General features: G+C 52.9%; 18 protein-coding genes and 2 pseudogenes. 15 read left to right on the forward strand and 5 right to left on the reverse strand.

Features of this window, described 5'->3' with window-relative positions; genetic code table 11:
* Positions 1 to 17: 17 nt before the first annotated feature.
* The 3 genes from E1B03_RS15225 to E1B03_RS15235 are packed head-to-tail and all read right to left on the reverse strand — an operon-like array spanning position 18 to position 3,817.
* Entirely contained in the window at positions 18 to 2,528 is a 2,511-nt protein-coding gene (locus E1B03_RS15225; RefSeq protein ID WP_103770830.1) for a fimbria/pilus outer membrane usher protein, read from the reverse strand.
* A 29-nt stretch (positions 2,529 to 2,557) separates the two neighbouring features.
* Positions 2,558 to 3,235 (reverse strand): fimbrial biogenesis chaperone, encoded by a 678-nt coding sequence (locus E1B03_RS15230; RefSeq protein ID WP_103770831.1) that lies wholly within the window; start codon positions 3,233 to 3,235, stop codon positions 2,558 to 2,560.
* A gap of 51 nt (positions 3,236 to 3,286) precedes the next feature.
* Positions 3,287 to 3,817 carry a fimbrial protein gene (locus E1B03_RS15235; protein ID WP_103770832.1) on the reverse strand — a complete coding sequence of 177 codons (531 nt, stop codon included), beginning with the start codon at positions 3,815 to 3,817 and terminating at the stop codon, positions 3,287 to 3,289.
* A gap of 361 nt (positions 3,818 to 4,178) precedes the next feature.
* Between E1B03_RS15235 and E1B03_RS15240 the strand changes: the two genes are divergently transcribed.
* The 12 genes and pseudogenes from E1B03_RS15240 (at position 4,179) to E1B03_RS15295 (ending at position 17,539) form a co-directional block, all read left to right on the forward strand.
* Positions 4,179 to 4,841, forward strand: a complete 663-nt coding sequence (locus E1B03_RS15240; protein ID WP_103770833.1) for a winged helix-turn-helix transcriptional regulator — start codon at positions 4,179 to 4,181, stop codon at positions 4,839 to 4,841.
* A 57-nt stretch (positions 4,842 to 4,898) separates the two neighbouring features.
* Positions 4,899 to 5,531 carry a winged helix-turn-helix transcriptional regulator gene (locus E1B03_RS15245; RefSeq protein WP_133086510.1) on the forward strand — a complete coding sequence of 211 codons (633 nt, stop codon included), beginning with the start codon at positions 4,899 to 4,901 and terminating at the stop codon, positions 5,529 to 5,531.
* 336 nt (positions 5,532 to 5,867) lie between these two features.
* Entirely contained in the window at positions 5,868 to 6,938 is a 1,071-nt protein-coding gene (dhaK, locus tag E1B03_RS15250) for a dihydroxyacetone kinase subunit DhaK (protein WP_103770835.1), read from the forward strand.
* An 11-nt stretch (positions 6,939 to 6,949) separates the two neighbouring features.
* A complete protein-coding gene (gene dhaL / locus E1B03_RS15255) occupies positions 6,950 to 7,582 on the forward strand; it encodes a dihydroxyacetone kinase subunit DhaL (RefSeq protein WP_103770836.1) in 633 nt (210 codons plus the stop codon).
* Between the two features lie 10 nt (positions 7,583 to 7,592).
* Positions 7,593 to 9,014, forward strand: coding sequence for a dihydroxyacetone kinase phosphoryl donor subunit DhaM (gene dhaM / locus E1B03_RS15260; RefSeq protein ID WP_103770837.1), 1,422 nt, complete (start codon positions 7,593 to 7,595; stop codon positions 9,012 to 9,014).
* 168 nt (positions 9,015 to 9,182) lie between these two features.
* Positions 9,183 to 10,895, forward strand: a complete 1,713-nt coding sequence (locus E1B03_RS15265; RefSeq protein ID WP_133086511.1) for an alpha,alpha-trehalase — start codon at positions 9,183 to 9,185, stop codon at positions 10,893 to 10,895.
* A gap of 207 nt (positions 10,896 to 11,102) precedes the next feature.
* Positions 11,103 to 12,125 carry an ABC transporter substrate-binding protein gene (locus E1B03_RS15270; RefSeq protein ID WP_103770839.1) on the forward strand — a complete coding sequence of 341 codons (1,023 nt, stop codon included), beginning with the start codon at positions 11,103 to 11,105 and terminating at the stop codon, positions 12,123 to 12,125.
* 26 nt (positions 12,126 to 12,151) lie between these two features.
* Positions 12,152 to 13,111: a FecCD family ABC transporter permease gene (locus E1B03_RS15275; RefSeq protein ID WP_425456660.1), complete on the forward strand. Its 960-nt coding sequence runs from the start codon at positions 12,152 to 12,154 to the stop codon at positions 13,109 to 13,111.
* Entirely contained in the window at positions 13,108 to 13,869 is a 762-nt protein-coding gene (locus E1B03_RS15280) for an ABC transporter ATP-binding protein (protein WP_103770841.1), read from the forward strand. The genes E1B03_RS15275 and E1B03_RS15280 overlap by 4 nt, the downstream gene beginning before the upstream one ends.
* Before the next feature lie 9 nt (positions 13,870 to 13,878).
* Complete coding sequence (locus tag E1B03_RS15285; protein ID WP_133086512.1) at positions 13,879 to 14,691, forward strand: class I SAM-dependent methyltransferase; 813 nt, start codon at positions 13,879 to 13,881, stop codon at positions 14,689 to 14,691.
* Entirely contained in the window at positions 14,688 to 15,545 is an 858-nt protein-coding gene (gene modD, locus E1B03_RS15290; protein WP_133086513.1) for a ModD protein, read from the forward strand. Before E1B03_RS15285 ends, modD begins: the two co-directional genes overlap by 4 nt.
* Before the next feature lie 23 nt (positions 15,546 to 15,568).
* Positions 15,569 to 17,539, forward strand: a pseudogene (locus tag E1B03_RS15295) (TonB-dependent receptor plug domain-containing protein).
* Positions 17,540 to 17,580: 41 nt separating this feature from the next.
* Here the strand turns inward: E1B03_RS15295 and E1B03_RS15300 are convergent.
* Positions 17,581 to 17,835 (reverse strand): GlsB/YeaQ/YmgE family stress response membrane protein, encoded by a 255-nt coding sequence (locus E1B03_RS15300; protein WP_003020908.1) that lies wholly within the window; start codon positions 17,833 to 17,835, stop codon positions 17,581 to 17,583.
* A gap of 201 nt (positions 17,836 to 18,036) precedes the next feature.
* Here E1B03_RS15300 and ycgR point away from each other — a divergent pair, with 201 nt between their 5' ends.
* On the forward strand, positions 18,037 to 18,771 hold the full coding sequence (gene ycgR, locus E1B03_RS15305; protein WP_103770845.1) for a flagellar brake protein YcgR: 735 nt from the start codon (positions 18,037 to 18,039) through the stop codon (positions 18,769 to 18,771).
* 11 nt (positions 18,772 to 18,782) lie between these two features.
* Here the strand turns inward: ycgR and emtA are convergent, their stop codons facing one another.
* Positions 18,783 to 19,394, reverse strand: a complete 612-nt coding sequence (gene emtA / locus E1B03_RS15310) for a membrane-bound lytic murein transglycosylase EmtA (protein ID WP_016153365.1) — start codon at positions 19,392 to 19,394, stop codon at positions 18,783 to 18,785.
* Positions 19,395 to 19,492: 98 nt separating this feature from the next.
* Between emtA and ldcA the strand changes: the two genes are divergently transcribed.
* Together ldcA and E1B03_RS15320 are read left to right on the forward strand one after the other, a co-directional pair.
* Positions 19,493 to 20,407 carry a muramoyltetrapeptide carboxypeptidase gene (ldcA, locus tag E1B03_RS15315; RefSeq protein ID WP_103770846.1) on the forward strand — a complete coding sequence of 305 codons (915 nt, stop codon included), beginning with the start codon at positions 19,493 to 19,495 and terminating at the stop codon, positions 20,405 to 20,407.
* 130 nt (positions 20,408 to 20,537) lie between these two features.
* A pseudogene (locus E1B03_RS15320) lies at positions 20,538 to 22,172 on the forward strand (potassium/proton antiporter); the annotation flags it as partial.
* Position 22,173 lies beyond the last annotated feature (1 nt).

The following is a 22,173-nucleotide window of genomic DNA, read 5'->3' on the forward strand; positions in this document are numbered from 1 at the left end:
TCAATGTGTTAAGTGAGTTAGCGACACAAACTTTCAGCCACGCTAATACCCCGATAATACTCCGCCATGTTTAGCGTATATTTAGTCGTGCAGTGCTGTTGGTTGTCATTTCCCCAAACGACATCGAGCACGTTTTGTGGCTGCATGCCGCTTAAAAAAACCTGACCATCATCGCCGACAATAAAGCTTTGCCCTTGTGTACCTCTGACCGTCACCATCGCGCCAAACGGTACGGGACGTCCACTATCACGCCGTAACGTCAGCAGTATGCGTAAACCTACGTTTGCCACAAAATCTGCACGTACAACCGCGCCACGTGTCGGCACTACGGTTTTATTGGTCAGTTCCAGTTCAACGTCATCAGCTACTGTTGCCGTTTCCAGCCCGATATCATTTTTACGATAGGGAGAAACGTTACTGGCAATGGTATAACCGCGAAAATCGGTGCGTACGCCACTTTGGTTTTTTATACCGACATTCGCGGCACCCGGCGCTTTGATCAACACGTTGGTTTCTCCCAGCGGTTGAGAAAAGGTGATGCCGTCGGCGTGGGCGAGAACGCCTCCCGCCAACGAATAATTAACGCGTTGTAAGTTACGATCGTAACTGTAACCCCCGCTGACTTCGGCGTACCCCCCCTTATAATCAGCGTTCAGACTGCCGGTATAGCCAGGATCTTCAGAAGCGTAACCCTGGCGAACATTCCAGCTCAGCGCATTTCCCGCCAACGCCATCCCGCTTAAGCCCACGCTGTGCGTTGTCCCGCTGTTACGACTGGTATTCATGCTATAGCTGGCCCAGGAATTGGTCATAAAGCGTTGAAGTGGAATGCTGATATTCAGGGCAATTAGCCGATCGCTGTCGTAACGGTCATTGCTGTCCGAACTCCCGTTTTTACTCTGCGTCCAACTCACTCCGTAGCTGATCCCGTTCCAGGTGTTGTTATAGCTCAGGCTCCACGACTGCAGAGATTTGCCGTAATGCCAGTAATCTTCCCGAAGTGCGCTAAGCGCCAGGGATCCCCCCATCGGGCCAAGCGACTGGCTGATGTTTGCCTCCATTCGATTACGCCGCTTCTCGACGGGTGAACGGTTGGCCCTATAAGAATCAAACGTGTCTTGCATACCGGAATAGCCAGCCGTTGAATAACGATATCCGGCAATCGAAAAGTTTGTCCCGGTCACAACGCTATTTTTGCTGTAACGGATGCGCCAGGATTGTCCCCGCTCTTGTTCTGCATTCTGCAGTTGGGACCAGGACTGAGTAACGTCTGTCGAAACCGCCCCCACCACGCCAAGGTTTTTCCCAACCCCCAAAGCGACGGAACGATAATTATCCGCACCCTGCACGCCGCCATACAGAGTTAAGCCTGCTGGTAAGCCATAAATCACCGTTCCCTGGGCAAACGATGCCGGATCAACCCGGCTGTCATAAGAACGATAGCGTCCGGCGGTCAACGCATATTTGAGACGTCCTTCCCGCTGCAACACGGGCAGTGAAGCAAACGGTACGGTAAATCGTTGTTCGCTGCCGTCGGCTTCTTTGATGCTCACATCAAGATCGCCAGCCCCCCCGGTCGGATACATATCGGTAATTTCAAACGCGCCAGGAGAGACGTAGTTTTGATAAATTTGATAGCCATTTTGTCGAATGATCACCTGCGCATTCGTTCGGGCGATTCCCCGCACCACCGGCGCATAACCTTTCAGTGAATCTGGGATCATTTCATCATCAGAAGCCAGTTGACCGCCGCGAAACGGAATGCTGTCAAAGACATCGGCTGGCGAAGAACTGTCGCCTAGCATCAGTTGAGCCTTCAGCGGAATTATATTGCGCTGCAGGTAGCTATAGACGGTATCCCAACTGGCTTTTCCCTGGCTGTTTTTATTCCAGGTACTGTAATTACGTAGCCTCCAGGGACCCACGTTAATGCCTGGACGTAAATTAACGTACTGACTGTTGCTCGTGTTACCGATGCCTCTGGTCCGACTATGATCCCCACTCAGACTGTAATTGAGCATCATTGCGCTAATCCCCTCATCCCACTGTTCTGACGCGACATAACCGCGAGCCGGTGAAGAAAGTGCAGCCTGCGGAATACTCAATAACAGCTTCTGGGAAGAAAATAACAGTTCGCTGGATGCCTGAGGGATGGCAGACAGGTCAGCGCAATTCTCTTTCCCGACAAGTGCTGGATATAACGCTTTCTTCACACCGTAGCCCTCCAACAACTCTGCAGAAAGACACGGCTCCAGCGTTCCCCCTTCTCGTCTGGTAAATGTAACCTCCCGAGAATCGACATTCTCGCCATTAAGAACGATATCGACGCGATACGTTCCTTCCGCTTGCTGCCCGGATTCAAAGCCGGAGAGATCAACATCACCGTTTGTTGCTTCGGTTCGTTCAAGTAGCGCGGGGTTAAAGTAATCACGACCTTTCACTTCATTGAGTACATTGGCGAGGGTCAATAAAATAAACAGTATCCGTCGGGTCACAGGCGGTTTCATTATCAGTTTTGCTATCATCATTAACATAACCTTCCCGACGGGCACCTGTTTTAGAATGCGCCGTGATGCGCCTCGCCTATTCCGCCATAATCATTAATAATTCTGTAGGTTATTGCGCCAGCGGTAATTCCTGTTGGGAGTGCAAAACTCGCCGTGCTGGCGGGGGCGACATATGTGACGTCATCCAACCTTTTACTTGCCACAGTAATTTCATTAAAATTAATAAAGTATGGTGATGGGTTCGTTACCTGAATAAACTTCCCCGCAAATTTCCAATGTAATTTATCAGCCTGAGCTTCTGGCGTTGACTGGGTTAATCCAACTGGTCGGTAAATCAGCTTTATTCGCGTTTTAATGGCTATTTGCAATGTATTATCTTTACGCTCAGCCGACGGTATTGATTTTATATTTAGCCAGAAAAGAGATTCTTTTCCCTCCGGTAAATTACCTGTGTGGATAATACGCATGACGTTTTGCTGACCTTTATCCAGCCGATAAAGCGGTGGCGTAATGATAAACGGCGCTTTACCTGCATCGTTGCTCTGAGTTTCTATCCACGTCTGAATTAAATACGGGATCGTGTCGGGGTTATTCACGCTCAGCGATGCTTCTTTCTTTCCACCATCGTAAATTACGCGGGTACCACCGATTGAAACGCCAGCCTGCGCCACATTTATACCCATCGCCACCACGAACAGGGGCAATATGCCAAAACGTAATACTCTCATCGTAAACCTCTGAAAGGGCCGTTCGCCAGCCCTTAAAACTGCGCAGGTCAATCAGTTATAGTTAACCGTAAAATTGGCAACAGCATTCGCCGCACCAGGAAGAACGGGGACAAGGGTTGCCACATAGGCCGCATAGAAATCCAGATTGTTATCCGCGGTACTGGATAACATATACGCATAACCATTATCCTGATTAAGCCCCAGGCTCATGCTGTCTGCCGTTTTAATACGTATTGCCACACCGTTTGCCGCCCCGGCACTCTGAGTAATCGCCAACAGGTTACTGTCATTGCTGTCATGTGCTCCGTCAAATTTCACCTTTGCTGTTGTCACACTGACCGGACAATCTTTTAGTCGAAGCGTAAATTTTGTGGTGGACGCTTCATCTCCGGTACTGACAAATGCCGTTTTAGAAACACGTCCAAGATCGACCATTAGCGTGTTGCTACTACCAATATCGACAGTACACGCCGAATCGAGGATTTCGCCATTAAAAATTACAGTACCATCATAGGCCATTACATTTGATGCCATGAGAATGGTGGCGCCAGACAACGTCATCGCTATCACATTCATTTTCATAATCGCTTTCCTTAACTTTTGTTTATTTATAGAGCTGGAGTGTTTTTTTGCCTTTAAACAAATAACACCTCAGCACTTTTATTATCGCTATCACTTTGAAAGCACCGGAATAAATAATACTGGCGCGTATTATCAGAATTTGCATTGAGTTTCCCACCTGGGATATCAATTTTTATCCGATGCTATTGCTCTTTTGCTTATGGACAATTCTTATATAGATACACATATATCCTCAAGTTATTTTAGGTGTAATTTTACACCTTGCGATGGATTCACTTATTTCCCTCTCATCACCATAATTATTAAAACAAGCAACACCTTATGTTGTTTTCAACAGCATAATTATTGAGGAGGGCGAACCATGCCTGAAACAAAAATAACCATTGAATCAAGTATGTATCAGGCATTACCAATAAAGCCCGTTGAGCACATAGAAAATATCATTGAAAAGCTAAAGCCAGGATCTAACACTTACGAAACAAAACGTAGACAAATAATTAACTACAGAAAAAATAATTCCCATCAATGTTATTTGCTACTGAATGGCACAATTGCCATCTTCAGGCAGCGCGACGGCTTTATGCTGAATTCGGAAGTCGCGCCGTTTATCTTCGGCCTGAGCAATCAGCTTGCCGATTCGGAATACCTCTTTATGCGGTGCGAGGAGCGCTCAACCGTAGCGGCCATTCCATTGGAAACGGCCATTGAGATTATAGCCAATGAAGATCTTTGGGAGAGTCTGGCAAAGTTACTCATTTATACGGCTGGGCGCGTTTATGACCATTGTACTCGCATTTCCGCCCCAACCTCTTATGACATTATTCGCTCGCAACTATATGAACTGATGCGGGAGTCTGACGAGTTTCGTCAGCACATAACCGCAGCAAACTATATTCAGAGCCGCACATTTCTGTCACGCAGCAGTATCATGAAGATTCTGGCCGAACTAAAAAAAGGGGGCTATATCGTGACCGAACGCGGCGTACTGAAACTCATACAGCAGAATATCCCCCTGAAGTATTAGCCGTACGCTATGCTGCACAACATAAACGAATGAAAATCTCCAGCGGACAATCCCATCATGCCACAGGAATCGCCTATCAGCCTGCTCAAACAGCCATCGCCCTATGCGCCAGAGTTGCTACGACAATTGGCAGAAGAATGCGAGTTTAAGTCCTATCCCAAGGGTAGCCGGTTCGTGTTCATCCACGCAGGCGAGCATATATGTCAGTTTATTCGTAACGGCACGATAAGTATTGAAAACCAGGAGAATAACCTCGCCTTAGGCATAGCCTCAGCGCCGGTGTCTCTTGGCTTCACCAGCGCATTATCAGAAAAACTGCTGCTCCGCGCCCTTGACGAGTGTGAAGTTGCTACCGTGCCGCTGGATACCGTTATGGCGCGAATTGAAGAAAAACAGCTTTGGGAGATCATGGCCAGGCATATGATCATCGTGACAAATAAATTGTTTATTCAAAACGAAATGGCAACAGCGCCAACCACCTATGACATGCTGTGCTATCAATTACAGGCTCTGGCAAAAGAACCAGAAAGCATTCGCCAACAGATTGCCGCTTACCAGTATATCCAGGACAGAACAAACCTTTCCCGCAGCAGCGTGATGAAAATGCTCGCGGCCTTAAAAAAAGGCGGATATATCGAACTTGAGCAAGGAAAACTGCTGACGATAAAACACCTGCCGGCACGGTTTTAACCGTTGTCCTTTGCCCAGCTTTAGCCCATAAAAATCTACCAGCCCTCACCCTGGTTACTCTGTTTCGCTCACCCATTACGAGACCGATGAGACGAAAGCGTGCCCAGCGTCGCATTTCAGGCGAATTTAGCATCACTACGTTTCATTATGGAACACCAGACAGTAGTGACGTTCCGTATTGAAACGCCATGCACAGCAATTTTCTTTTGCAAACCCGTGTGCAAAATTAACTTATCGGCAGCGAGCGGTCGCCGTGGCGTTGTACAAACCGATACCCTACATCAGATGCCTGCCCGAAGCTGGCAGCCATCCAGGACTGTCTGCGGAGCATAAATAATGAAAAAATTGATCAACCGTGTTGAAGACGTACTGAATGAACAACTCGCCGGACTGGCGAAAGCGTATCCTTCCCTGGCACTGCATCAGGATCCGGTATATGTCACCCGCGCAGATGCGCCGGTGATAGGCAAAGTGGCGTTACTTTCCGGCGGCGGCAGCGGACACGAACCTATGCACTGCGGCTACATTGGTCAGGGCATGCTCTCCGGTGCCTGCCCAGGTGAGATTTTCACCTCACCCACACCGGATAAAATGTTCGAATGCGCCATGCAAATTGATGGTGGCGAAGGCGTACTGCTGATAATCAAAAATTATACCGGCGACATTCTTAATTTCGAAACCGCTACCGAGTTGCTGCACGAAAGCGGTGTCAAAGTCACCACCATGGTGGTGGATGACGACGTAGCGGTGAAAGACAGTTTGTATACCGCTGGTCGCCGTGGCGTGGCGAATACTGTATTGATCGAAAAACTGGTCGGCGCGGCTGCCGAACGCGGTGATTCGCTGGAAGCCTGCGCGGCGCTGGGTCGTAAACTGAATAACCAGGGCCACTCCATTGGCATAGCCATTGGCGCCTGTACTGTTCCGGCCGCCGGGCAACCGTCGTTCACGTTGCAGGATAACGAAATGGAGTTTGGCGTGGGCATCCACGGAGAACCGGGTATTGACCGTCGCCCCTTCTCCTCTCTCGATCAGACCGTTGATGAAATGTTCGATACCCTACTGGAAAACGGCAACTACAGCCGCACCCTGCGCCACTGGGACAACGTGCAGGGCGCGTGGCAGGAAGGTAAAGAAAGCAAACGAGCGTTACAAAGCGGCGATCGCGTTATTGCGCTGGTCAATAATCTCGGCGCAACGCCGCTGTCAGAACTCTTCGGAGTGTATAACCGCCTCGAAAGCCGTTGCCAGGATGCCGGCATCGTTATTGAGCGTAATCTGATCGGTTCTTACTGCACCTCTTTGGATATGACCGGCTTTTCCATCACCTTGTTACAGGTGGATGATGAAGCGCTGAGCCTATGGGATGCGCCGGTTCACACCCCTGCTCTCAACTGGGGTAAATAAGGAGATTCATGATGTCCCTCAACAGAACGCAAATTGTTAACTGGCTCTATCGCTGCGGTGAGATCTTCACCACCGAAAGTGATTTTCTCACCGGACTTGACCGTGAGATCGGCGATGCCGACCACGGCCTGAACATGCACCGCGGCTTTAGCAAAGTCGTTGAAAAGCTGCCGTCCATCGCCGACAAAGACATCGGCTTTATTTTGAAAAACACCGGCATGGTACTGCTCTCAAGCGTCGGTGGAGCCAGTGGACCGCTGTTTGGCACCTTTTTTATCCGCGCCGCCCAGGTAACTCAGGCCCATCAAAGCCTGACGCTTGAAGAGGTGTATCAAATGATTCGTGATGGCGCAGAAGGTGTGATTAGCCGCGGTAAAGCTGAACCGGGCGACAAAACCATGTGCGATGTCTGGTTGCCGGTGGTGGAATCATTACGCCAATCCTGCGAGCAGAAGCTGAGCGTACAAGCGGCGCTGGAAGCGGCAAGCCAGCAAGCGGAAGCCGCAGCACAAAGCACCATCACCATGCAGGCCCGCAAAGGCCGTGCCAGCTATCTTGGTGAGCGCAGCATTGGGCATCAGGATCCCGGCGCAACGTCCGTTATGTTTATGATGCAAATGCTGGCTCAGGCGTCCAGAGAGTAAGGATAAAGCGATGGTAAACCTGGTTATTGTTTCTCACAGCGCCCAGTTGGGCGAAGGCGTCGGCACGCTGGCCCGGCAGATGTTGATGGGTGATGGTTGCAAAATCGCCATTGCCGCAGGCATTGACGATCCTGAGAATCCGATTGGCACCGACCCGATTAAGGTGATGGAAGCCATCGAGTCCGTGGCTGATACGGATCACGTGCTGGTGATGATGGATATCGGTAGTGCGCTACTGAGTGCGGAAACCGCGCTGGAACTGCTCGATCCAAACATTGCCGCCAAAGTGCGTCTGTGCGCTGCACCGCTGGTTGAAGGCACGCTGGCCGCGACGGTTAGCGCCGCCGCGGGCGCTGACATCGAGCGGGTCATCCGTGATGCCATGAACGCGCTTGACGCCAAATGTGAGCAACTGGGTTTACCTTTGCCCTCTGCAGTAAAGCCAACATCGGCTGAATTCGCGCCCGATGCAGATGCTCGTTCAGTTGCCATTGTGGTGAAAAACCCCAACGGCATCCACGTTCGGCCGGCTTCACGGCTGGTTTCCACGCTGTCTGGCTTTAACGCCGACATGTGGCTGGAGAAAAATGGCAAGTGCGTGGTCCCTGATAGCCTGAATCAGATAGCCCTGCTGCAGGTGCGCTGTAACGACACGCTGCGCCTGATTGCCAGGGGCGAGCAAGCGGAGGATGCACTGGCCGCATTCAAACAGCTGGCAGCAGAGAATTTTGGTGAATCGCTCGAGCCTGCGCAGGCTGAGACAAAGGCCCCCTCACTGGCAACGGGGACGGCATTTTGTTATACACCGTTCTCACCAGAGGTAAGCCAGCAGCCTGCCGCATCATTGCAGACAGAGCAGCAGCGATTACGGGCCGCCATTCAAAGCACGCTTAATGACTTAAATGCGTTAACCGCACTTGCCGAAGAGAAATATTCCGCCGACATCGCCGCGATTTTCTCCGGTCACCACACGCTGCTGGACGATCCTGAACTGTTTGATATGGCCAGTGATGTCATGCGCGAAAAGCAGTGCAGCGCCGCCTGGGCCTGGCATCAGGTATTGAGCGAACTCAGCCAACAGTATTTACAGCTCGACGATCCCTACCTGCAAGCGCGATACATCGATATTGAAGATATATTATCTCGTTCGCTACAGCATTTAACGGGAGAGAGCGCGCACATTCCCGCGTTCATCCGCCCCACTATCCTGGTCGCTGATGTTATTTATCCGTCTACGGTGCTGCAACTCGATCCGAAGGCAATCCAAGGCATCTGCCTGCGGGACGGCAGCGAAGCGTCACACCCGGCGATTATCGCTCGTGCAATGGGATTGTGTTGGCTGTGCCAGCAGGGTGAGGCCATCGACAGTATTAAGATGGGGGACATTCTGACCCTTGACCGCGTTGCGCAGCGGATAACCCACACGGGGTGATGTTGATTGCACGCCCTTTGCCGCCAAAGGGTGTGCACTTTTTTCGCCTCGGGAAATGTCTGTTTATGCGCAAAATGGGCAGCCGATCACGCGCAATGGTCGATCCTGAACTAAGGTTTTCTCATGGTAAATGCCGCTACTTCGGCACGCCGCTAAGGAGATTAACCGATGATAACACCCGCAATTCGCCATCCCGGCCTGCTTTCTGTTGCGATAAAACTGACGCTCGCAAGCACCTTATTTGCCCTTTCCTCTTTTGCCGTCAACGCCGAGGACGCGCCAGCCGCTACGCCTGCGCCGCCTGATATTCTGCTTGGTCCTCTGTTTAACGATGTACAAACGGCCAAACTGTTTCCTGACCAGAAAACTTTTGCGGACGCGGTGCCTAACAGCGACCCGTTAATGATCCTTGCCGATTACCGGATGCAGAAAAATCAGTCCGGATTCGATTTACGCCATTTTGTGCAAGTGAACTTCACCTTGCCGAAAGACGGCGAAAAATATGTTCCCCCGGCCGGGCAAACGCTGCGCGAACACATTGACGGACTGTGGCCGGTACTCACCCGTTCGACAACCGACGCTGAAAAATGGGACTCGCTGTTGCCGCTCCCGGAACCCTATGTGGTGCCTGGCGGACGTTTTCGCGAAATATATTATTGGGACAGCTATTTCACCATGCTGGGGCTTGCTGAGAGCAATCACTGGGATAAGGTCTCTGACATGGTGGCAAACTTCGCTTACGAGATTGACTCCTGGGGACACATTCCTAACGGCAACCGTACCTACTATCTGAGTCGTTCTCAACCGCCGTTCTTTGCCTTTATGGTTGAACTGCTGGCGCAGCACGACGGGGATGACGCGCTGAAAAAATACCTCCCGCAGATGCTCAAAGAGTACAGCTACTGGATGGAAGGCGTCGAAACACTTCAGCCCGGTCAGCAAAATAAGCGTGTGGTTAAACTGGATGATGGCACCATTTTGAACCGCTACTGGGATGACCGCGATACGCCGAGGCCAGAGTCCTGGGTGGAAGATATCGCCACTGCCAAAAGCAACCCGAATCGACCGGCCACCGAAATCTACCGCGACCTGCGCTCTGCCGCCGCGTCTGGTTGGGACTTTAGTTCCCGCTGGATGGATAACCCCAATCAGCTAGGCACCCTGCGCACTACCAGCATCGTTCCGGTCGATCTCAATGCGCTGATGTACAAAATGGAAAAAATGATCGCCCTCGCCAGCAAAGCCGCCGGTGATGACGCCAAAGCAGCCCAATATGAGGGCTTCGCCAATGCCCGACAAAAAGGGATTGAAAAGCATCTGTGGAATGACAAGGAAGGTTGGTATGCCGATTACGATCTGAAGAGTAACAAAGTACGCAACCAGCTCACCGCTGCCGCCCTGTTCCCGCTGTATGTCAATGCAGCGGCTAAGGATCGCGCCAGTAAAGTGGCCACGGCAACCCAGGCGCACCTGCTGCAACCTGGCGGTCTGGCTACCACATCGGTGAAAAGCGGACAGCAATGGGATGCTCCCAACGGCTGGGCCCCGCTACAGTGGGTCGCGGCATCCGGGTTACAGAACTACGGTCAGGATAACGTCGCCATGGACGTGACCTGGCGCTTCCTCACCAATGTTCAACACACCTACGATCGTGAGAAAAAGCTGGTTGAAAAGTATGACGTGAGCACCACAGGCACCGGCGGTGGCGGCGGTGAATATCCGTTGCAGGATGGTTTCGGCTGGACCAACGGCGTAACGCTGAAAATGCTCGATCTGATTTGCGCCAAAGAAAAGCCCTGTGACAGCGTCCCCGCATCGCGACCGACCCCGGCAAGTACAACGCCAGCCGAGCCTAAAAAACAGGCTCAACCGACGCCTTAACGTCATTACCTGAGCCGTTTTACTCCCTGAATCCGCGCTATGCCGCGGATTTTTTTGTCTTAATTTTCGCCATTCAAGCTGTCGCTATACCCTATAGCCCTTATGGGGTATCCGGGGTTTTCATCCGTGAGAAATTGATTCTGAACATGTTTTTATTCGCTGTACATGTAAATATATAGCGATTTTGTAACCTTCAGGATACTGATAATGGCACTGACAAGACGGATGTTTGCCCAGCTTGTAGCATCTGCACTGCTGCTACGCCATCTTCCCGCCTTGGCGCAAACGCCGCTAACCGTTGCCGTTGGAGGCACGCCAGGACCGAATATAATCCAACGCGTAGTCAGCGCAGGCGCGCCCGCCGACATGCTGCTGCTGGCCGTCGCGCCGGAAAAACTGGTGGGGCTTTCCTCCTTTGATTTATCTCACCAGAGTGCCATCCCGTTTCACGATGATATTCGGGCATTACCGAAACTGGGCAGACTGGCGGGTCGCGCCAGTACGCTCTCGCTTGAAGCGTTACTGGCGCTTAAACCCGACCTGGTTGTTGACTGCGGCAATGCCGATAAAACCTGGCTTTCTCAGGCCAGACAGGTGAGCGCGCAAACGCAAATTCCCTGGCTGTTGATCAACGGTGAACTGCGACGCTCCCCGGAACAGCTACTCGCCGCAGGTGAGGCGCTGGGCGTTGCTACACGTGCCAGAGCTCAGGCCAAACTGGCCCGTCAGTTTATCGATGAAGCGCTCATATTTTCCCACTCTCCCGCGGCAAAGCTGCGTTTTTATGCCGCACGCGGCGCCAGAGGACTTGAGACAGGTTTACAAGGTTCACTGCATACCGAAGCGGCAGAACTGCTGGGCTTACACAATGTGGCGCAAATCCCCGGGCGGCAGGGACTCACGCAGGTTTCAATGGAAAATCTTCTGAGCTGGCAGCCCGATATTATTCTGGTGCAGGATGCCATGACGGCGCAGTACCTGCGTGAAGATCCGGTCTGGCAAGGGGTCAAAGCAGTTGCTGACCGACGCATTCTGTTTCTCAGTGGTCTGCCGTTTGGCTGGCTGGACGCACCTCCCGGCATCAACCGTTTACTGGGGCTACGCCGCCTGCATGCCTGGCTTGATCCGCAGGTTGATGCGAACTTTAAAACCGATATGCAGCGCTACAGCGAACTGTTCTGGCACACCACGCTAAGCGACGCACAGTATCAACGGCTGGTGACCGCCTGATGAGAACATCTACCCTCGGTTTTCTGATGATTGTAGCGGTAGTGCTTTGCGCGAGTGTCGCCGCGGTTTCTGGTGCTTATCGCCTGGATGCACAGCAGGTCGTGAATCTTATTGCCGGTACAGATGGCGTCCCGATGCAGGACAAAATCGTCTTCTGGCAAATCCGTCTGCCGCGCATTCTGGCTGCATTACTGCTCGGCGCGGCGCTGGCTGGCGCAGGAACCACCTATCAGGGTATGTTTCGCAACCCGCTGGTCTCACCGGACATTCTCGGCGTGGCGGCGGGAGCGGGTTTAGGTGCCTGTTTAGCAATCCTGCTAAGTTTACCGATTCTGTTTATTCAGTTGTATGCGTTCACAGGTGGTTTGTTAGTGGTCGCCGGCGTCTGGTTGATTACCCGGCAAGTCAAGCGTCACGACCCGGTGCTAACGCTGGTACTAGTCGGGATTGCGCTAGGTACGGTGTGCGGCGCGGGAATTTCGCTCATCAAAACGCTGGCCGACCCGTATACCCAGCTTCCATCCATCACCTTCTGGCTGCTCGGCGGTTTATCGACGATTACTCTACACGACCTGTGGTTCTCGGCACCGCTGATCTTCGCTGGACTGGTCCCGCTATTGCTGCTGCGCTGGCGCATGAACCTGCTCACCTTGTCGGATGATGAAGCACGATCGCTTGGGATCAACGTCTCCCGACTGCGGCTGGGACTGATCGTCTGCGCAACGTTAGTCACCGCCTGTACCGTCGCTATCGCGGGCATTATCGGCTGGATTGGGCTGGTTGTGCCGCACATCGGCAGACTCATCAGTGGCAATAACCACCAGCAGTTGCTACCGGTGTCCATGGGGATCGGTGCCATTTTACTGCTACTCACTGACACCCTCGCCCGTACGCTGAGCAGCACGGAAATTCCGCTGGGGATCTTGACCGCATTTATTGGCGCACCGTTCTTTTTGCTGCTTTTACTGCGGGGAAGCCGCCCATGACGTTATTAATCGTGCGCCACGCTTCGCTGGGATACCGCAGTCAACAGCCGGTATTACGCGATGTCTCATTTCAGGTTTCGCCCGGCTCCGTCTGTTGTCTGATTGGGGCCAACGGCAGTGGAAAAACCACCTTGATGCGCACCATTCTCGGGGTTCTTCCCCCGCTTCACGGTGACATTCTGCTTGATGGCGTCGCGGTGAATCATCTCAGCGATCGGCAACGCGCCGCAGCCATCGCCTGGGTTCCTCAGGCGCATGACGGCGCATTTGCCTTCAGCGCGTTGGACATGGTGATGATGGGACTGGCCCCGCAACTGGCGGCATTTGCGGTTCCCGGAGCTAAAGAACGTGAAATTGCCCATCAACAGTTGGCGATACTGGGAATCTCTCACCTGGCGCCCCGGCGCTGGAACACTCTGAGCGGCGGAGAACGGCAACTGGTGTTAATTGCCCGCGCACTGGCGCAACGTCCGCGCCTTTTATTGCTGGATGAACCAGCTTCCAGTCTCGATTTTGGGCATCAAATCCGTCTGCTCGATACGCTGGTAACGCTGAAAAATTCGGGTGTGGCCCTGCTGATGTCGACCCATCATCCGCTGCATGCGCGGGCAATCGCCGACAGCGTAGTACGCGTCGAACCGAACGGTGAGGTGTCGCAGGGTCTTCCTGAACCCCAGCTCGCCACCAATCGCCTTGCTGCGCTGTATCACGTTACAACGTCACAAATAGCCCACCACCTCTTTGGCTCACACAATTAAGGAATAAAAATGCTCATTGACGACATTGATTTTGCCGATCTTTACCGTAAACAGTTACAACTGGCGAACAGAACCGAGAAAAAGCCAGAGCACTGGGATAAACGTGCGGAAAAGATGGCGGAGAATTGCGCCTCATTAACCGACAGCTATCTGCTGCAACTGCTGGGTAAAATCGACCTGAAAGGTGCAGAGTCGTTGTTTGATATGGGCTGCGGGCCTGGTACGGTCTCGCTAGCGCTGGCTAAAAAGATGCCAATAATTTACGGAGTAGATTACAGCCAGGGAATGCTGAGCGTAGCGGCCCGCCGCGCCGCACAAATGAACACCCGTCACGTACACTGGGTGCAACGGGCCTGGGAAGAGCACTGGGATGATTTACCCCAGTGCGATATCGCCGTCGCATCGCGCTCCACGCTGGTTGCCGATATGCGCCAAGCGATGACCAAACTGAATAATCAGGCCCGGCTGCGGGTTTATACCACGCATCTCGTCAGTTCATCTTTCGTTTCCCCCACCATTCAGCGTGCGTTGGGCCGCGAAGTGATTGAGCTTCCCAACTACATCTATGCGCTTAATGTTCTGTATCAGATGGGGATCCATGCGCATGTTGATTTTATCCGTGGTCCCAACTGCCAGCAGGACAATAGTACCTGGTCGCGTTTCCTGGAAAACGTGCGCTGGAGTATGGGTGAGTTGAGCGTCGACGAGATCGAACGTCTGGAAAACTGGTATCAGCAGCAGGATCCTCGTGCGATTGCCCCCGCCAGCCGTGACTGGGCGCTGATCTGGTGGGACAGCGTCCCGCAGGAGACTCTGAGATGATCTACTTTTCGCAGGCGCAGATCGACGCGCTGCTGCTGGAAGATATCCAGGGCGGCGATCTGACTACCCGCGCACTGGGTATCGGCGCACAACCTGGTGTGATGGCGTTTTACCATCGCCAGGGTGGTTGCGTTAGTGGCACTGCCGTTGCCAGACAAATGCTTACCTCATTAGGGCTGACCGTCAGTGACAGGGTGGCCGATGGTGAACAGGTGAGTGCCGGGCAACGATTGATTTGCGCGCACGGAAATGCGGCGGCGCTGCACCAGGGCTGGAAAGCGGTACAAAATGTGCTGGAGTGGAGCTGTGGAGTTTCGGGCTATCTTGAGAGCATGTTGAGCCAACTGCGTCAGCGCTATCCCGATGGACAGATAGCCTGCACCCGCAAAGCCATCCCCGGTACGCGTTTGCTGGCGACTCAGGCAATACTCGCCGCCGGAGGCATCATCCACCGGGGAGGATGCGCCGAAACGGTACTGCTGTTTGCTAATCACCGTCGTTTTCTGACCAACCCAGACGACTGGACAAGTGTTATTGCGCGCTTACGCAGTCATGCGCCAGAAAAAAAGATCGTCGTCGAAGCGGATACGCCAGCTGAAGCAATAGCCGCACTACGCGCCGCCCCCGATGTCCTGCAGCTCGACAAATTTACCCCTGAGCAAGCGACAGAAATTGCTCGTCTGGCCCCTTCTCTGGCCCCCCATTGCACGCTGGCGCTGACTGGCGGCATTACCCTCGCCTCGCTGGCGAGTTATCTCGACTGTGGCATCAGACTCTTTATCACCTCCGCGCCTTACTACGCTCCACCAGCGGATATCAAAGTAAGCCTGAGCCCGGACGCACGTGGCATATAACATTAATAAATGGACTAAAAATAATGAATTTCAACAAGAGTTGTCTTTACACAGCCCTGTCGTTTGCTTTCGCGCACAGTGCTTTTGCTGGGCAAGAAAGCGAAACTATGACCGTCTGGTCAAGCCCGGCCTCCGCGGCAACCACTACGGTGCTCGGCCAGGAAACCATGCAACAGCTGGATAAACAAAACGTGGCGCAGGCGCTGAGCGTCGTCCCCGGCGTAGTATTGCAAAAGTCAGGCAATCGTAATGAACAGCAGGTGAAAGTGCGCGGGTTTGATAGCCGTCAGGTTCCCGTCTTTTTTGACGGTGTACCGGTGTACATCCCCTATGATGGCAACCTCGATTTAGGCCGTTTTCTGACATCCGATATCGCTTCGGTTGAAGTCTCCAAAGGCTACTCCTCTCTGTTACAAGGGCCAAACCAGATGGGCGGCGCCATTAATATCACCACCAAAAAGCCCACCAAACCCATTGAAGGTAGCATTGGCTATCGCCAGGGCTGAAGTCGTAGCAAAGACAACGCCCACGATATGCACGCTTCATTTGGTGCCAGTAACGATCTGGGTTACATCCAGCTCAGCGGCAGTCAGTTAAAGCAGGATTTCCTTGGCTTACCGCATGGCGTGGACAACCCGATTGCGGGCAGTCACGGCAAGATGACTAACTCTTCAGCCGATGACAAACGCGGCATTGTGAAGCTGGGCTTTACCCCTCGCGGCGATGACGAATATGTGCTGACCTATATTAATCAGGACGGTGAAAAAGATAATCCGCCGTACGCCGGAACCAGCAGTCAGAAATCACGCTACTGGCAATGGCCGCAGTACGATAAAGAGAGCTATTACTATCAGGGAACCACGCACCTGGGCGACCGTTTTACCCTGAAAAGCCGTCTGTATCGCGACACCTTTGAAAATACGCTGATGATGTACAACTCGCTTGCCGACCTGAAAAATAAGAAAGGCAACTATAGCCATTATTCGGACTACAGCGATGGCGCCGGCCTGCAGCTCGCTGCGGATATGCGTGAAAACGATCTGCTCTCTTTCGCCGTGAACTGGAAGGATGATGTCCACCGCGAGAAAGGCGCACCGAATGCGGCTTATGACCGTTACGAGGACCGAACCTGGTCGATTGCCAGTGAATACCAGTGGGCAGCTGCGGACAATGTCGATGTGGTGGCGGGTATAAGCTATGACTGGCGCGACAGTCTGGAAGGCAAAAAACACGAGAAAAACGGCAGCGTTACTCACTACCCTGACAACAATCAATCTGCTTTTAACTGGCAGGTGATGACCAAATACCATTTTGAAAATTCAGACACGTTAGCGCTGTCTTACTCTGACAGAACGCGTTTCCCGACGTTAAAAGAGCGCTACACAACCTCAAAACCGGCCTATAACCAGGTAGCGCTGGTCAATCCGCAGCTTAAACCGGAACGTGCCCGCAGCGTGGATCTGACCTGGAATGGGTCACTTAGCCAGAACTGGGGATTCGAAGCCAGCGTGTATTACAACAGCATCAGCGACGCCATCCTTTCACACAACATTGATGCCGACACCATCCAGAACCAGAACAGTGGCCGGGTGGATTACACCGGTCTGGATGCCGGAGTTAAAGGTAAAGTCTTCGATATGCTGGACGTCGGTCTGAGCTACGGCCTTATCCATGCAGACGTCAAACGCAGCGACATCGGCAAAATAACCGATTTGCCGACGCAAACCCTGACCGCATGGATGACGCTGAAACCATGGGATCCACTGAGCATTACGCTGTCTGAAGAAGCCCGTTCGTCGAGCTATAGCAATAGCGACGGCTCGCAGAAAGCCGCTGGTTTCGCCATTACCCATTTACGCGCTGACTACACCATCGGTCACGGGTTCAGCGTCAACGCGTCGGTCAATAACCTGTTCGATACGCAGTACGTTTATAGTGAAGGATTTATTGAAGAAGGCCGTAATTACTGGGCGGGGATAGAGTATAAGTTCTGACTTAGCAATGCAGAGAAACGGCCCCCGCAGGGGCCGTTTGATTAATCTCGCCGCACCAGTCGGAAGACACCCAGCACAACAATCGCGCCGACCACGGCCACCAGGAAGCTGTGGAGATTAAACCCGCTGACATCGCCGCCGATACCAAACATCGTTGCCAGCCACCCACCGACCACAGCACCGACAACACCGAGAATACAGGTCAGGATAAATCCACCGCCATCGCGCCCCGGCATAATCAGTTTGGCGATAACCCCCGCAATCAGACCAAAAATAATCCAGGCAATAATTCCCATTTTCAGGCCCTCTTTCCAGTGAACGCACGCGCAAGACATTCTTGCGCCAGCCTTTAAAGTATAGGCAAACCATCGCTATATGCTGTTTTCACGCAGACTTAATTCATTGGCGTTGGTAAAAAATTTCATCCATTTGTATTAAGTTCCGTTGATTGATGCCGATAATCCAACGATAAACCAGGCATCCAGGAGTCATTAGGTGTGAGTAACTACAATGAGCAGTTCCTGAAGCAAAATCCGTTAGCAGTGTTAGGCGTACTTCGGGACTTAAATTCACAGCAGGTTCCACTGCGTATCTCCTGGGCGGGTGGCCAGTTCATCAGCAAAATACTGGCGGTCAGTCCGGACGAACTGATCATGGATTTTGGCAGTCAGGAATGCGAAAACCAGGCCGTACAGCGAGCCAGCCAGATAACGATTATCGCCGAAACGCAGGGAGCCAAAGTGGAATTCACCCTGCCACAGCTTAAAAAAGGCGAATACCAGCAGCTACCCGCATTTATCTCATCGTTGCCGCCTTCTCTGTGGTTCGTCCAGCGTCGGGAATATTTCCGCATCGGCGCGCCACTGCATCCCCCCTATCGCTGCACGGTAAAAATGCCGGACAACAGCACGCTGTGTTTTCGCTTATTCGATTTGTCGCTTGGCGGTATGGGCGGGTTATTAGAAACGGTAAAACCAGAAGGACTGGTCGAAGGCATGCGCTTCTCGCAGGTTGAACTGAATATGGAGCAATGGGGGGTGTATAACGTTGACGCTCAGCTCATTTCCATTAGCGAACGCAAAGTTATCGACAGTAAAAACGAAACCATTACCACTCCCCGCCTGAGCTTTCGTTTTCTCAACGTCGGCCCGGCGGTGGAGCGTAACTTACAGCGTATTATTTTTTCCCTTGAGCGCGAAGCCCGGGAAAAGTCGAACAAAGTGCGCGATTAGCATCACCTGAATTACATCACATCCAGCGCTTGCTGAAGCTTCCAGATATAGCGCGGAGCCTGCGGCGCCGGATGATTGTCCGCAACATGTTCAATAAATTCATCCGGGCTGAGATCGTTGATCTTGTTGATGGCTTTCTTCCTGTCGGAAGAGAACGTTCGCAGCAGCGCGCCTGCACCGTTGGCATACGATACCACCAGCGCATATTGCATCACCTGCGGATCTTCGATCCCGGCCAGCGGCCCGGTCTCAAGAATGCTCAGGTAAGCGGCGCCCATCGAGATATTGCGCTCAGGGTTTTTCAGCTCGCTCGTCGACGGCTCACCGCTCCACCCCATGCGACGATAAACATCGCGTCCTGAGGTAGAAGCTTTCAACTGCATCAGGCCAATCGCATTAGACTTACTGACCGCGTTCGGGTTACCACCTGATTCAATGGCGATGATAGCGGTAATCAATTGTGGACTGACACCCCAGGCCGCACCGGCTTTTTCACTGATCGGCATCCATTGCATTGCGCGTTTAACCGGAACTTCAGCATTCCACGGCGGATTTTTGTAATCCTGTTTTGAACTACAGCCCGCAAGTAATACAACCAAAAAAGCAAACCATCTCAATTTCACGTCATCTATCCTTATAGCCGGAACCTGTCGCTGAGGTGACAACGACATACCTACGCGGCATGATATACATTTGGTTTTAGTTGTAGCAAGGAAATGCCATGTCCCGGTTTCACTTAATTGCCCCATCGGGCTACTGTATCAACCAGCAGGCCGCCTTACGCGGACTTGCGCGTCTTACTGAGGCCGGTCATCAGGTCGACAATTCAGCGGTCATTACGCGCCGTTGCCAGCGTTTTGCGGGTACAGAGGCAGAACGTCTGGCTGATGTGAACTCGCTGGTAAATCTGAAAACGCCCGATACCATTGTGATGGCGGTACGCGGCGGCTATGGCGCGAGCCGTTTGCTGGAAGATATTGACTGGCAGGCGCTGACAGACCGCCAGCAACAAAACCCGCTGCTGCTGTGCGGGCACAGCGATTTTACGGCGATCCAGTGTGGTCTGCTGGCGCAAGGGAATGTGATTAGCTTCAGCGGCCCGATGCTGGCGGCTAACTTCGGCGCAGAGGAGATGAACGCCTTCACCGAGCACCATTTCTGGCAGGCTCTGCGCAATGCCCAATTTACCCTCGAATGGCAAGGTAACGGTCCACAGTGCGCAACCGAAGGAACGCTGTGGGGCGGAAACCTGGCGATGCTTATTTCGCTGATGGGTACGCCGTGGATGCCAGCTATCGACAACGGCATTTTGGTGCTGGAAGACATCAACGAGCATCCGTTTCGCATTGAGCGTATGCTGCTGCAGCTGTATCACGCGGGAATACTGGCCCGTCAAAACGCCATTATCCTCGGCAGTTTTAGCGGCAGCGCGCCTAATGATTACGACGCAGGTTACAATCTGGATTCGGTGTGTGATTTTCTGCGCGCCAGGCTATCGGTTCCGTTGATCGACGGACTCGATTTTGGCCATGAACAGCGCACCGTCACCCTGCCGTTAGGAGCAAGCGCGGTGCTGAAAAATGACAAAAACGGCACTCAGCTCACCTTAAGTGGGCATCCGGTACTAAAATCGTAAAAAAAGCGGCTAAGAGGGCTAAGTAAAACGCTGTTTCTGTCGTTATTATGTTAGGGTTTATTAATACGAAACAGCGTAATTCAGGAGTAACCGAACGTTGGATGCCGCAGCAATTATCAGCCTTTTTATTTTGGGTTCCGTTCTCGTCACCTGCAGTATCTTACTCAGTTCATTTTCATCACGTCTTGGTATCCCTATTCTGGTGATATTTCTCGCTATCGGTATGTTAGCAGGCGTCGACGGCGTGGGTGGTATTCCTTTCGATAATTACCCTTTTGCCTACATGGTGAGTAACCTGGCGCTGGCGGTTATCCTGCTCGACGGCGGGATGCGCACCCAGGCCAGCTCTTTTCGCGTCGCTTTAGGCCCGGCGCTATCGCTGGCGACCGTCGGGGTGCTGATTACCTCCGGACTCACCGGCATGATGGCCGCGTGGCTGTTCCATCTGGATCTTATCGAAGGGCTGCTGATTGGCGCGATTGTGGGTTCAACCGACGCCGCGGCGGTCTTTTCCCTGCTCGGCGGTAAAGGTCTTAACGAACGTGTTGGCTCTACGCTGGAAATTGAATCCGGTAGTAATGATCCGATGGCAGTATTTTTGACCATCACGCTTATTGCCATGATCCAAAATCACGAGACAGGTTTAAGCTGGATGTTTGCGGTGCATATTATCCAGCAGTTCGGCTTAGGCATCATACTGGGACTCGGCGGCGGCTACCTGCTCCAGCAGATGATTAACCGTATTTCGCTGCCCGCCGGACTTTATCCGCTGCTGGCGTTAAGCGGTGGGATCCTGATTTTTGCCCTGACCACTGCGCTGGAAGGCAGCGGTATTCTGGCCGTTTATCTGTGCGGTTTCCTGCTCGGCAATCGCCCCATCCGCAACCGGTTTGGTATTTTGCAAAACTTCGACGGTCTGGCCTGGCTGGCACAAATCGCCATGTTCCTGGTGCTCGGCCTGCTGGTTACGCCGTCTGACCTGCTGCCTATCGCGATCCCTGCGCTGATTTTGTCGGCGTGGATGATATTCATTGCCCGCCCGCTTTCGGTGTTCGCCGGGCTGCTGCCGTTTCGTGGCTTCAACCTGCGCGAGCGCATTTTCATCAGTTGGGTGGGTCTGCGCGGCGCAGTTCCGATCATTCTCGCCGTCTTCCCGATGATGGCGGGTCTGGAAAACGCGCGCCTGTTCTTTAACGTCGCGTTCTTCGTGGTTCTGATCTCGCTACTGTTTCAGGGAACGTCGCTTTCATGGGCCGCTAAAAAAGCCAAAGTTGTGGTCCCTCCCGTCGGCTGGCCCGTGTCGCGCATTGGTCTGGATATTCACCCGGATAATCCCTGGGAGCAGTTTGTTTATCAGCTCAGCGCGGATAAGTGGTGTGTCGGTGCCGCGCTGCGCGACCTGCATATGCCGGAAGAAACGCGAATTGCCGCCCTGTTCCGTGACAACGTGCTGTTTCACCCCTCCGGCAGTACGCGTCTGCGTGAAGGCGATGTTTTGTGTGTTATTGGCCGCGAGCGCGATCTCCCGGCTCTCGGCAAACTGTTCAGCCAGTCGCCGCCGGTGTCGTTAGACCAGCGCTTCTTCGGTGATTTTATTCTCGAAGCCAGCGCAAAATACGCCGATGTAGCGCTGATTTATGGCCTGGATGATGGCACAGAGTATCGTGATAAGCAGCAAACGCTGGGTGAAATTGTTCAGCATCTGCTTGGCGCCGCGCCGGTCGTCGGTGACCAGGTTGAATTCGCTGGCATGATCTGGACGGTCG

The sequence above is a fragment of the Citrobacter arsenatis genome, assembly GCF_004353845.1.
GTDB lineage: Bacteria > Pseudomonadota > Gammaproteobacteria > Enterobacterales > Enterobacteriaceae > Citrobacter > Citrobacter arsenatis.